The following is a 14,901-nucleotide window of genomic DNA, read 5'->3' on the forward strand; positions in this document are numbered from 1 at the left end:
ATAGAAAATTGCAGCTTGTAATTGCGGAAAAACCCAGCGTAGCCAGAAACATTGCGAAGGTGCTTCATGCCACAAACGTAAAAGATGGCTATCTGGAAGGAAAAGAGTATCTGGTTTCCTGGTGTATTGGGCATTTGATTGAACTGGCCAGTGCAGATCAGTACCGGGATGACTGGAAAGCATGGAAATATGAAACACTTCCCATGATTCCGGAGAATTGGAAATATCAGATTAAAGAAAGTACAAAAGGGCAGTTTCGGGTTTTAAAGGAACTGCTTCACAGAGCAGATATCACAGAAGTTATATGTGCAACAGATGCAGGAAGAGAAGGGGAGTTGATTTTCCGTCTGGTATATAACCAGGCAGAATGTAAACTTCCCTTTAAAAGACTGTGGATTTCTTCCATGGAGGAAAAAGCAATTCTGGAAGGATTTCAGCAGCTGAAAGATGGACATGAATATGATGATCTTTATTATTCTGCAGTGGCGCGAAGTGAAGCAGACTGGCTGGTAGGAATTAATGCCACCAGACTGTTTACGGTACTGTATCACCATCGGTTGATTGTAGGTCGGGTGCAGACACCTACACTTGCAATGCTGGTGGAACGGGAAAAGAGCATCGAGAACTTCCAGAAAGAGAAGTATTATCTGGTTCATCTTCTGATGGATGGATTGGATGCTGTAAGCAATCGGATAAAAGAGAAAAGTGCTGCCGTTCAGATGATGGAGGATATGAAGGATGAAACTGCACAGATTCTTTCAGTAAAGAAAGAGAAGAAAAAGGTACAGCCGCCGAAATTATATGATCTGACCACATTACAGAGGGAAGCAAATCGTCTTCTTGGATTTACGGCACAGCAAACCTTGGACTATACCCAAAGCCTTTATGAGAAGAAACTGGTGACGTATCCAAGGACGGATAGCCAATATCTTACAGATGATATGGAAGAAAATGCTCTTCTAGTTGTCGGGGCAGTAAATAGTATGTTTCCTGAAATGTCAATAAAGGGTTCAGAACCAGAAATAAAGAGACTTTTGAATAGTAAAAAGGTATCAGATCATCATGCAATTATACCAACGGTAGAAATTGCAAACATGGATTTAAAAGCACTTCCGGGTGGAGAAAAGGAAATTCTCATGCTGATTGCATCAAAGTTATTATGTGCATCGAAACAGGAATACATATATAAGAGTATTAAGACTGAAATTTCCTGTCATGGAGAACTGTTTACTGCATCTGGAAAGAATGTTCTCCAATATGGATGGAAAGAAGTGGAAGAACGGTTCTTTAAATTATATGGGAAAAATGCAGAAAATCCAGAAGAGGAGGAAAGTGATTTTCCAGATATAAAAATGGGACAGGTATTTGAAAGTGTTGTTGTAAAATTTAGTGAACATTTTACAGCACCGCCGAAGCATTATACGGAGGATACACTTCTTAGTGCCATTGAACACGCTGGTAGCTCGGAAATGACAGAAGACGCAGAGAGAAAAGGTCTTGGGACTCCGGCTACCAGGGCGGCGATTATTGAGAAGCTGGTCGAGAAAGGTTTTATTGAGCGTAAAAAGAAGCAGATATTACCGACAACAGATGGAAGAAATCTGATCAGGATTCTTCCGGAAATGATCAAATCGCCAAAACTTACAGCAGAATGGGAAAATGATCTGACACTGATCGCCAAAGGTCAGAAAAATGCAGAAGAGTTTCTTTACGGAATTGAAAAAATGGTTACCAAACTGGTAAGTGATAATGGAGAGCCAGTGGAAGAATACCAGAAACTATTTTCGGATGATCGAAAAGAGATTGGAAAATGCCCAAGATGTGGCAATAAGGTTTATGTGGGAAATAGAAATTATTATTGCTCAGGAAGTGATTGCAATTTCACGTTATGGAAAAATAACCGATTTTTTGAAAGCCAGGGAAAAACTCTTGATGAAGCAACTGTCAGGAAGCTGCTGAGTGAGAAGCAGGTGCATTTCAAAGATCTGGTATCAGAGAAAACAAAAAGAAAGTATGAAGCAACTATAAAGATGGAGGTTTCAGAAACTGGAAATCCAAAGTTTCAGTTGATTTTCCCGGAACGGAAGAAAGGAAAAAAGAATGAAGAATAAAAAGAATATGAGAAGATTTTTGTCGGGATTCCTGGCAATGCTTACAGTATTATCCACAATTTTATCACCAATGCTGTCTTATGCGGCAGATGTGGTACCAGCACCAGAAGAGCCACCGTTATATGAAGAAATAAAAAATGAACTGGATGCGGATGAGGTGGTAAAAGCAAAAGATCTGGAACTGGAAACAGGCAGCATTTTTGAAGTGGAGAAAGACTTTACCGGACTGGAAATACCAGATGAAAAAAAGGTAAAGATCACTTTCCATGAGGCAAAAAATGAGGAAAAACAGGACTTTACAACAGATTACGAAGATACATACAAAGCTGTTTATTATGTAGAGCCAGTAAGCGGGCATCCAATTTATCAGATTTATCGTAAGCTGATTGTAAAGGAAACTGCGGTACAGGTTGCTGAATCTGAGAATCAGGAATCTGTAAGCAATCAGGAAAATGAGAATGAAGCAGAAGACGAGGAGCCAGCCATAGGCTCTGCAGAGAGTGAAGAACCTGTGCAGGATGAGGTAAATGCAGAAATTCCGTCAGAGGATGAAATTTATGAAGAAGTAACTCCGACAGAAATTCCTGTTGAGGAAGAGCCAATAGACACATTAATCCCGGAAAACCCGTCTGAGGAAGTTTCAACAGAAGAACCAGCCATAGATAATCCGGATACAGACAGCACATTTGAAGAAATTGCAGATACTGATCCGGAAGAAATGCCAGAAGCGACAGACGATTCTTTTACAGACGGAACAGAGAAAACAGAAGATGCAGATGGAAATTATCAGGTAAATATTGTTCGTGGAGAGGAATTTCATATTGAGCTGAACCATGAAGATGGACAGTATCAGCCAGGAGAAACCGTTGTATTTTCCGGAGATATGCCGCAAGGCAGCTTAATTGCAGTAGGAACAACAAAAGTACAAGCAAACCAGACAGAGAATACAGAAGATTTATTATATTCAGAGGTGACTTATCATGAAGAATCGGATAAATTCAGTTTTGAAATGCCAGCAGATGACATTGATCTAAGTGTTTCCACGGATCAGGCAGAGAACGGTATCATGTTACTTGCAGCCGATACTCCATGGGATGATGCAACAAATATTGAAGCAAATAAATATTACTATTATTCAGATGGCCAGCTTCATCCGTTTGATACAGTTATGGGACAGGGTGGAAATGACAGCTACAAATATGTTCGTTACAAAGCAGGCGGAAAAACTTATACAGTAAATGCGTATTGTATGCAGCACTCCATGCAGTCACCTCCAAGTGGGACAACATATAAAAATATGGTTGAACTGGATGAAGGTGGAGATGATAAATATTTGAGAAAAGCCTTATTCTATGGATATGGCGGTCCAGGATGGGGACATACATTCAATGGATATAATGTAAAATCCATTATGGAAAAATATGGATGCAGTTCTGAGACAAGAGCCATGCAGCATTACCTGGTTGACTATTTATATGATGGCGAATCCGGATTTGGAGGTGCGCTTTCTACAACCGCTAAAAATATGCTGAAAGAGATTAAAGCAGCTCTTGCTAAAATGCCTGATCCGACAGCAATGAAACTTCTTCCAGGACTTTCCGTTAATGCAACGGGAAAGGAAACAGAAAGTTTTACCTGGAAGGCAAATGAAGCATTTACCATTACCATTCATCTGGAGAACGGAGTAAGCCTTGTTAATGAAACCACAGGAAAAACGGCATCTGGAAATGTCACTGTAAAGGGTGGAGAGAAATTCCATCTTGTAGCTACAACAGCCAATATGGGTAGCCTGAAAGGAAAGTATGCGATTACATCTAATTTCCCTTTGGATTTCCATGCAATGCTCTTAAAATTGGAGAGTTCACAGGACATTGGTTTTGGCTACTATACGGATTCCTCTGACCTGCAGCTTACAGTTGACTGGCCGGAAGAAGCAGTTATTGAAATTACAAAGAAAGATGGAGATACTGGAAAAAATCTAGCTGGAGCCGTGTATGGGGTATATAGTGATAACGCCTGCACAAAGCTGATTGCTAAAATGCCGCCAACAGACAGCAATGGTTCTTCACGTGTAACTCTTACCAAGACACAGGATACTGTTTACTTAAAAGAGATTACAGCACCGGAAGGTTATGTTGTCCAGGCTTCTTCGTATGGAGTGAAATTAGTAGTTGGCAGTACAACCAAACAGACTGTAACGGACAAAGAGCAGAAAGGAAATCTGACCGTTTATAAAGAGGGAGAAGTTTTTGTAGGAGCTGTATCTGATGAAAATGGAACTCCATTCCAGTATGAGAAACGCCGTCAGAAAGGAGCCGTTTATAACGTATATGCTGCCGAGGATATTGTAACAGCAGGTGGAAAAACAGTTTACAAAAAAGGCGCAGAAGTAGCGAAAAATCTGATCACAGGTGAGAACGGTTCTGTAACGGTAAAGAATCTTCCGCTTGGAAGCTATAATGTAACAGAAGCACAGGCCCCGGAAAATTTTTATAATGCAAAAGAAACAAAAAAAGTAACCATTTCTTATGCAGGGCAGACTGCAGAAGCGGCTTTCTCAGAGACTACCTTTACAAATGACCGTCAGAAAGCAGTGGTGCAGGTGATAAAGAAAGACAAAGATACTGAAAATACACTATCCGGAGGGCATTTTGCTCTGTTTGCAGCGCAGGATATGAAAACTGTGGATGGAAAAGTAGCAGTAAAAAAAGATGCTCTGATTGAGACTGCAATTACTGGTACTGATGGAAAAGCAGCATTTAAAGCAGATCTTCCAGTGGGATTTTCTTATTATGTAAAAGAAGTCCAGGCTCCGGCTGGTTATGTCAGAAATGAGAAAGATACTTATTCTTTCCAGTTCAGTTATACCAATGATGAACAGGCAAAAATTTCTTTCAGTCATACTTTTGTGAATGACAGGGTCAGTGCTGCAATCTCTTTGAATAAAAAAGATGCCGAGACAAAAGAAAATAAGGCACAGGGAGATGCTTCCCTGGAAAATGCGGTGTATGGACTTTATGCAAGAAACGACATTACCCATCCAGATGGAAAGACAGGCGTTATTTATAAAGCCGGAAGCCAGATTGGTACGCTAACTACCGATAAAGAAGGAAAAGCAAGGATAGAGAATCTTTATCTTGGAGAGTATTACATCAAGGAAATTACCCCATCCGTAGGATATCTGGCAGACGAGCATGAATATGATCTTGTATGCAGTGATGAAGGTGATCTGACAGCGGTTGTAGAAAAAGAGTGTACCTCACTGGAAACGGTGAAGAAACAGCCGTTTGAACTTATTAAAGCTGCCAATAATGGAGACACAGATGCTGCATTACTATCCGGAGCTGGATTTAGTGCATATCTGGTATCTTCTTTGGTGGTAAAAGAGGATGGAAATTATGATTTTTCCTCTGCAGAGCCAGTTGTGATCGGTGAAAATGGAGCAACGGAAATTTTTACAAATGAGAAAGGCTATGTAAAATCCATTGCAATTCCATATGGAACATATCTGGTGAGAGAAACTACAACACCCCATAATTACAAACCTGTAGATGATTTTATTGTCCGGATTACAGAGAATAAACCAACAGAGCCGCAGACATGGAGAGTTCTTTTGGATAAAGAATTTTCTGCAAAACTGAAAATTATCAAACAGGATGATGAGACTAAAAAATCTGTTCTAATTCCGGGAACAGAGTTTAAAATTTATGATATGGATCATGAAAAATATGTAGAGCAGGTAACTACATACCCGACAACTGTTACACATACCTCATATTTCACAGATATAGATGGATATCTGATACTGCCTCAGAATTTAAAAATTGGTCATTATAGAATCGAAGAGGTAACAGCACCGGACGGTTATACCATTAACAAAAATTATGTCGAAATACAGGTGGATACCAATACCCTGTATCAGACGGATCCGGTTTCAGGTGATGCGGTCATTGAAGTGGTATATGAGGACCATTCGGTGAAAGGAAAACTCACTGTACAGAAAAAAGGAGAGGTTCTTTCGACCTATAAGAATGATTTTAGGTATGAAGTTCAAAACCTTTCCGGTGCAGTATATGAAGTATATGCTGCAGAGGATATCTATACAGCAGATTTCCAGAAAGATGATACAGGAAAAAGAATCCTGAAATATGCAAAGGGTGAAAAAGTTGCAGAACTGACAACGGATGAATCCGGAAAAGCAGAGCTTGATAATCTGCCTCTAGGAGAATACAAAGTTGTAGAAAAGACTGCACCGGAGGGATTTGTATTAAATGAAGAAGAACAGAAGATTTCTTTCGTCTATGCAGACCAGAATACACCAGTGATCTCACAGAGTGCAGAGTTTATAAATGACCGCCAGAAAGTAGAAGTGTCAGTTGTGAAAAAAGATGCTGAAAATGAGAAAGGGCTTTCTGGAGCAGAGTTTGGTCTTTACGCAAAAGAGGATATAAAAGCAGGGGATAAGGTACTGGTAAAAGCAGACGAATTGCTTACAAAAGCGGTAACAGGTGAAGATGGAAAAACTGTTTTTGAGCAGGATCTGCCATTTGGAACTTATTATATAAAAGAACTGGCAGCACCAGATGGTTTTGTATCTTCAGATGAGCAGATTGAGGTGACTGCGAAATATCAGGGACAGGAAGTAAAAACAGTAAAACTGGAAACCGTTTTTAAGAATGAGCCGACAACAACTGAATTTACGAAATCAGATATTACAACAGGTGTGGAACTTGACGGAGCAACACTGACGGTTTTGGATTCAGACGGAAAAGAAGTAGAAAAATGGACTTCTGTAAAAGGAAAAGCTCATGTAATAAAAAGACTCCATGTGGGAAAAACCTACACACTTCGGGAAGAGTTTGCACCATATGGTTATCTGCAGGCGGAGGAAGTGAAATTTACAGTTTCTGATACTGCAGATGTTCAAAAAGTAGAAATGAAGGATGCTGTTCCGGTTGGACGAATCATCATCAATAAAAAAGGTGAATTTGTCAAGGAAGTTACCTGGAAAGATATGCTGGCAGGCGGCATGGACGCAGCATTTGGCTATGTTACAGGTTCTTTGAAAGATGTTACTTTTGAAATTTATGCAGCGGAGGATATCAAGGCTGCAGATGGGGAAAGCAGTGATTATTATAAAAAGGACGAATTGGTAGCAACAATTACGACAGATGCTCTTGGATATGCAAGATCAGAAGATCTTCCTTTAGGCAAATATTATGTAAAGGAAAAAGAGACGGCGGATGGATATGTTCTGGATGGAGAAATCAGAGAGGTTGATCTGACTTATCGTGATCAGAATACTCCGGTTGTGACTTATGATGAGGACTGGCAGAATAACCGCCAGAAAGCAAAAGTAACTGTAGTTAAGAAAGAAAAAAATACAGACCGTGTTCTGGAAGGCGGAGTATTTGCACTTTATACAAAGAATGATATTTTAAATGCAGAAGGCGAAGTAATCCTGAAAGCAGATACCATGATCGAGCAGAAAGCTACGGATCAGGATGGAAGGATTGTATTTACGGCAGATCTTCCAATCAATGGCAACTACTATGTAAAAGAAGTGCAGGCTCCTGCTGGATTTGTGACAACAGAAGAAATCAAGGAATTTGATTTTGCTTATGCGGGAGAAGAGGTTGCAGAAGTATCCTTTGAGTTCACTTATGAAGATGAGCCAACTACTTTTGAAATCACAAAATCAGATATTACAACCGGGGAAGAATTACCAGGTGCAAAACTGAAAGTATCCGATTCAGAGGGAAACGTTGTGGATGAGTGGACATCCGGAAGCACACCACACATCATTAAGGAACTGGAAGTTGGAAAGAAATATACATTAACAGAGACAATTCCTGCTGATGGCTATGCAACTGCAGAATCCATTACGTTTGTAGTAGAAAATACTGCAGATATACAGAAAGTAGAAATGCAGGACGATACAACAAAAATTCTGATCAGTAAGGTGGATATGACAGATGGAAGCAGCGAGGTCAAAGGTGCGAAGCTGTATATCCTTAATGAAAACCAGGAAGTTATGGAAAGCTGGACGTCTGGTGATCAGCCCCATTATGTGGAGAAACTTCCAATCGGTACTTATACATTATTGGAGGAAACAGCACCGAAGGGTTACATTGTGGCAAATAAAGTGACATTTGAGATTAAGGACACCGGAGATATTCAGGGAGCCAAAATGGAAGATGAACAGGCAATGGGCAAGGTGATCTTAAATAAAACAGATAAAGATACCAAGAAGCCAATGAAAGGTGTAGAATTTGCCCTTTGTGACAGTAAAGGTAAAGTTCTGGAAACTCTGGTAACAGACAGTGCCGGCCATGCAGAATCAAAGAATTATCCGATTGCGACTTTTAAGAATGGGCAGTATAAAAAAGCAATCACATATATCCTGAAAGAAACAAAAACACTGGATGGCTATCAGCTTGATGAAACCGAGCATAAGATTCAGTTTGAATATGTCAATGACCGTACTCCTGTGATTGAATATACTCTGGATTTGACAAATAAGAAAGCTCCGGAAAAAGACACTCCGGAAACATCAGAAAACCAGGGAGTCAGCACTCCTGTTTCCCATGGTTCTGATGCGACTTCTGTATTCAATTCACCAAAAACAGGAGATAATACAAATATTGCTATTTTTGTGCTGGCGCTTGCAGTATCAGCAGGATGCCTGGGAGGTGTAGTGGCAGTTAAGAGAAAACGTAAATGATAGTAGAATAAGGCTTTGGAGCTGCAGTTGCAATGCAGCTCCAGATCTTATGATTGTAGTATTTGAGATTTTATATTATTATAAGCATAGATAATATTTGGCAAAATTATTAGTAGTGAGTCATTACTATGTAGGTATAGGAAAATTAATGATTTGGTGATTGGGGAGAATTAAAAAACGTGATTCACTTAATGGTGATGTGAGGAGGCTATTAAATGCAGAGTGCAATCCATGAAGGATACGAATATCAAGATTATTTTTCTGTTTCAATAATTTTGCAACTAATGCTTCAGCGGAAAGATGCTGAAATAATTGTTGATCGCAAAGATTTCAACGGAGATAAATTTGATGATTTAAAGGTAAAGTTATCTAATGGAATCACTGAATTTCAGATTAAGTATTCTGACGAGGAAAGTTCCCATAACCTTACAAAAAGTGACTTGTCAAATGGAAATGGACATGATACTGCGTTATACGATCTTTTTGCATCTTGGAAAACGAGAAAAGAATCCAAAAATAATACTGAGATAAAACTATGTCTTGCGTGGGGAAGGCCGGCAGATGATGATCCGATTGCAAAGTTTCTGAAGCCCATTCAAGAACATACTATGCCTTTTTCAACCGTTGCATACTCATTTGATGGCGCGGCTTTTTGGCCAGCAGAAGATACGCCTCCAAAAACGTGGAAGAAATTTAATTTGAAGATTAAGTCAGAGCCTATTGAGAGAGAAGATTTTTTAGCTTTTTGCAATGAACTTACATTTATTCTAGAAATGCCCAAGGCAAGTCTTGATTTAAAGAAGCCTGGTGATATAGAAAATGTAATTATTCAGCAAGTTGAAAAATTGGGCGTAGGAATATATCCAAATGATAATCTTAGAGTAGAGGATGTTATCGGTAAACTCGCAATGGAAGTGAAGCATTCTAGAGCAATAGGGAATAAACTTTATACGAATGTTTTAATGGGACGTCTTGGTTTAATTGCGGATTACGGAAAATTTGATCAAAGGTTTCCTGTGGATTCAGCACATCAGATAATACTTAGTGATGAAATTGAACGGCTACATCAAGTAATCCGTGATTCAAAACAAGTTATTATTTCTGGCAATCCTGGTTCTGGAAAATCTTGGCTTGTCGATGAATATATAGATAAGATTAAAAAAGAAAACAGTAAAGTTATACATTATAATTGCTTCCAATCATTACAAGATATAAATAGTCTTGAGAGGATACGTGTTGATTCTTTATATGGAAATTTAGTTTCACAGATTGTAGAACAATGTCCAGAGTTAATCGAACATAAAAAAACGATTTTGGGGGCGGATAAAGCAGAACTTGAAAATTTACTTTGCTTGATTGGCGAAGAGATTTATTTAATAGTGGATGGTCTTGATCATATATCCAGAGAATATGAGCTACATAAAGATCTTATTTCGCGCTCTGAGACAGAAATTATTTCTGAATTATTGGAAATACAGTTTCCGGATAATTGTTATGTGTTAATATCATCACAACCAATAAAAGCGTTGGAGAATTTTAGAACCAGGAATTATGGGGTATTTGAAATTGAGTCTTGGAAAATAGATCAGGTAAAATCTTTGATGGAGACTTTTCATATTAAAGATAATATTATTGAAAATGATGATACTTCATCAATAAGTGAATATTTGCTTAAGAAATCTCAGGGAAATGCGCTATATCTTAGTTATATTTTGCGTCAATTGAGAAATTCAGACGTAAATAAAGAATTAATAGACGAAATACCAGATTATGATATAAGTCTGTCTAAATATTATTCCTATCTATATACAAAGATTCATAACAATCGGACGGTTAATGCACTATGTGGGGCAGATTTTTATCTCAGTTCAGACGATTTAATGGAGATTACTGGAGATGGAGAATTTGTGGAACATGATATATCAGTGCTTCAGCCACTGTTAATTGAGAATATTTCAAACGGTGGTTTTTCAATTTATCATGAGAGTTTCAGGCGATTTGTATTGGCTTTATTAAAAGAAAAAAAGGTTGATTTAGAGAGAAATGTTTATGGCATTCTTGCCGATTGGTTACAGGAAAAACCGTTTTTTGAATTTAATAGGTCATTTTATTATCTCACAGAACTATTGTATAAGATTAAGAGAGATACTGAAAATACTGCTTTGATTGAGAAGAAATTTGTTCTTAAATCGGTTTCAGAGGGATATTCGCGGAAATATATAAGAAAGAATTTGAATTGTATTATTCGAAGCGCTGGTAGAAGTGAAAATTTAGTTGCATTGGTAATAGCTGGTGAATTATTGGCAATGCTTGATGATTTGAACGAATTTGAAAGTACTGGAGAAGAATATTTACAAGCAATATCTGATATAAAAGGCGCTTCTAAACTAAATCAATTAATGCAGATTGATGGAGAACCGACTTTTGAGAAGGATACAGGTCAATTGGCATGCTATATTTCTTCAAAAGCAGGTGTTAAACCTTGGTGGGAGTTGTATTTAGATACAGATACTAAACAAGTCGAGATTGAAAATTTTAAATATTATCTTAGATATAATTTGGATGAGCAGGGTGTTAGTATTATTCCTGATCTTATGGAAACAATAGAAAAAGATGACGTTTCTGTAAGAAATGAATGCATTGAGATTGCATATGATGAATTACGAGATTATATAGAAAATACAGAAATTGCTTCTATTGCGGAAAATCGGCAACTGATGCATTGGAAAAGATATCTTTCATATATTGAAAACGGATATTATCCGCAAACGGGTGTTTCCTTTGAGGATACAATCGGAAATTGGGAAAAAATTAGAAAATTAAAGATGCCAGGAGAAGAAGATGTCAGGATTTTTAAGGAATTCTTTTCACAAATATATTATCTGGCTAAGCAGGAGAATAAAAAAGCCATAGAGACAATTTTAGGCGATTGCGGAAATATTAACTGGTTTTATAATTGGATAATTTATTCTGTAAAAATGGCAGAATTGTGCGCTCGAACAGCACAAATGGATTCTAGATCTATTTGCGAATTAGCACTTAGTAATTTAGAACTATTGATACAGGATACGGAAGTATTCAAGGGACAACCGCGTACTTGTGATTTGTATTTTCTCCGGAATGAGTTAACAATGTCATATGAACGGGCAGTAAAATTGATTGTTCAAAATGGAACGTTAGCGGATTTGGAAAAAGCATTAAGTATTCTTGAACAGCTTGATGATGAGACTGGAACAAGCTTAGATCATAGCATGGAAGGTCCATTAACTGATGCAGAATTTATGAAAGTAATATCTCGTTTTTTGACTATTGACAATTATGAAGCTTTAAAACCGTATTTATTAAGGACTCAAGAAAAAATAGAAAAAAATGAGGTATATGATCGCATTGCTGTGGCCAAGCTTCGATTTGCTAGTCTTATTTCAAAATATAATCAGATTGAGGCTTTAGAGTATTTTGAGATGTGTACGCGTTATCTTATTGCGTATGGCTTTCATAAGGATATTATCCTGGAACAAATCATGGATTCTTATAATATATTTTTCGAATGTGTTGCAGGAAATCCGGAAAATGAACGTGACGCAATAACAGAAATGACAATGGCACTTTGGAATCATACTGATGGAAGAGAAACAAAGCATTTCTTAAATCATTGGTTTGATAAATTACTCAAGACCGATTCAAGGTACGCGCTTGCTTTTTTGAATGAGTTACAGATAAAAAATGGAAAATGGTGGGTTGTGGAACGCATGTTATTGTCTGCTATAGAAAAGTATTGCAATGATCCTGCCTATTTAGATATTGTAATTGGATTGATTGAGTCACTTCCAAATGATACAAGTCCAAGGCTTATTGATTCGGCTGCATCTGTATTTAGAACATTAGCACAGAGGTACATAGAGAGCGACGATAGAGAAAGATTACGGCTTAAATGGCGTATGAATGAGCTTGTTACCAATGTTGTTTCAAGATTTAATATACTGGATAAGCCTTGGCCAGAAAATGATCCTTGGAAAGATGGAAGTATGAAAGACTTCTTGTTAACAGTCGAGACAGCAGGATTTAATGTTTCACAGTATATAGAATATTTTCATATCAAGCAAGCTGATAATGCAAACGAAAAAGACAGTAAAAAAACAGTTGATATTTTTGAAGAAAATAGAATACATTTTGAAGCCTCAACCTTGGAAGAAGCAAAGAAATGGTTTGAAACACATGATTTGATGGAACGAGATGTGAAACATATTTGTGGATTCCTTAAGCCTTATCAGAATGATAAAGATATTATACTTGGTTTGGTGAGATTTATAATTATTAAAAGTAATAGATGGGGTTATAGTAGCAGGCAAAAGGACATCATTCTGCAAATTATAAATCAGTTGGAACTGGATAACAAGGAAATGTCAGAAATTCATATGTTGATGTATCTTTATTCATATGAATGGGGAAGTTCCTTAATGGATAAAGATGAATTTGTCAATAGTATGCGGTTGAATTCAGATGTGGCTCGTGACATATTTTATCGTGAGGTCCCTGAAGTTATTATTTTGCATTCAGGTAGAATTACAAAAGGGCTTTTGGATGCACTTTGGGAAATTGAATTTAACAAAGAGAGTATTATTATGATTTGGAGAGGTGCATTCGATATTATGAAGCTTCGCTTCCCGAATCTCGATCAGTATTCTGTTGATAATGTTTTGATGGAAAAGGATGAACTGTCAGAACTACGTAACTGTTTGTTACTGAGGTTTATTGATGGAGGCAAGGAATCGTTTCTAGCAACTTATGCTTATTTAGCGAATGCTGCTGAAGAAGAGAAGTATTCAGAATTTACAAAGTCGATAGTATTCTGTTTAGAGCAGTATGAAAAATATAATCTTGTGACACAAATAGCAATCGCAGATTTAGTAAAATGTTACGGCTTTCATCTGAGAAAGTTGGATAGAGAGCGAGTTATAAATGCAATCAATACTGTTTATCCAACTGGAAATTTGCTTTTAGATGCTATATTCTCGGAGCTTACAATATATAAGAACTTTCTTTTAAATCATTATGATAAACATGTGCCAGATTATATGGAACAGGAAGATATTGAGTTTTATTTATCAGAAGAACTCTATGATCTTGGCAAAGAAAAGGCACAAAAAGAAATTGATAAATATGCTAAGAATTCAATATATCGAGATCCAATTATGGGGGTGATTAAGAGCTGTGGTATTGATTATATGAATCTTTATAAAAAATTACATACATCAAAAATATTGAATGAAAAAATGCAAAATTTTATTGGGGCATCAAGTAAGATTCCTGAAATAAATACTGTATACAAATCATATGTAATTCAATATGCACTTCATGCGATTATTGAAAAAGCTTTTAGGGATAGAAAACCGGAATTAATTCCACAGAATTTACTACGATTGGTGCCAGATTATCAAGGAATGTATAGATTATTTAAGTGTCGTAAAATACAACCTCAAAATCATCTATATGATAAGGCTAATTCGTGTGAGCTGTTCCTCCCAAGTAATGAGGATGAATACATTCTAATCGGAGCTTTTGAGAAAAAATTACACATTGATTATAAACAGGCATCTTGTATATTTGCATATCAAGGAATAATAGGTTTGGATGATAAAAAACAGAAGAAACCCTTTCAAGAATGTCTTGCGCCAAGAGTTGAAACAGGAGAAATCTATGTAATTATAGAGAATTCGGTAGCACTGATTAATTTAATTAAAACATTAGATAGGGAATTAGAAGATGAAAATTATCTACTGCCGGAAAATTCTGTTTTTAAACTATTTAATGTCCATATTAAATTTGATTTTTTGCATAGAAGATATATTGCAGTCAATCAAGAAAATGATATTATCTTTATCATGAAAAAATGGTCATCTAGTTATAAAGGTGACAGTGAATATCTAGGAAATGTGATTCCGTTATATAGTGGCACTGAATTGTATATAAAGAGAGAATATATTGGAATGTTAGAGCAACAGTTTGGAACGCTGATGATGGAAACTTGCGTGGAAGCATGTACTCAAACTTATTAATCAAGGAAGT

The 14,901-nt window shown here is 37.1% G+C and carries 3 protein-coding genes; all 3 read left to right on the plus strand.

The window, feature by feature from the left end:
• The first annotated feature begins 8 nt into the window (after positions 1-8).
• A complete protein-coding gene (locus ABCM67_RS10715) occupies positions 9-2,111 on the plus strand; it encodes a DNA topoisomerase 3 (RefSeq protein ID WP_342992852.1) in 2,103 nt (700 codons plus the stop codon).
• Positions 2,101-8,835: a SpaA isopeptide-forming pilin-related protein gene (locus ABCM67_RS10720; protein ID WP_342992853.1), complete on the plus strand. Its 6,735-nt coding sequence runs from the start codon at positions 2,101-2,103 to the stop codon at positions 8,833-8,835. The genes ABCM67_RS10715 and ABCM67_RS10720 overlap by 11 nt, the downstream gene beginning before the upstream one ends.
• A 215-nt stretch (positions 8,836-9,050) precedes the next feature.
• A complete protein-coding gene (locus tag ABCM67_RS10725; RefSeq protein ID WP_342992854.1) occupies positions 9,051-14,891 on the plus strand; it encodes an NACHT domain-containing protein in 5,841 nt (1,946 codons plus the stop codon).
• The last annotated feature ends 10 nt before the right edge of the window (positions 14,892-14,901 follow it).

This window comes from Blautia sp. 2227st1_G12_2227SCRN_220401, from assembly GCF_039062885.1.
Taxonomy (GTDB): Bacteria; Bacillota; Clostridia; order Lachnospirales; family Lachnospiraceae; genus Blautia_A; species Blautia_A fusiformis.

Bases quoted from the DNA above. Each gene is read 5' to 3' on its own strand.
- ABCM67_RS10725 (WP_342992854.1), top strand. From the start codon at position 9,051: ATGCAGAGTGCAATCCATGAAGGATACGAATATCAAGATTATTTTTCT.
- ABCM67_RS10720 (WP_342992853.1), top strand. From the start codon at position 2,101: ATGAAGAATAAAAAGAATATGAGAAGATTTTTGTCGGGATTCCTGGCA.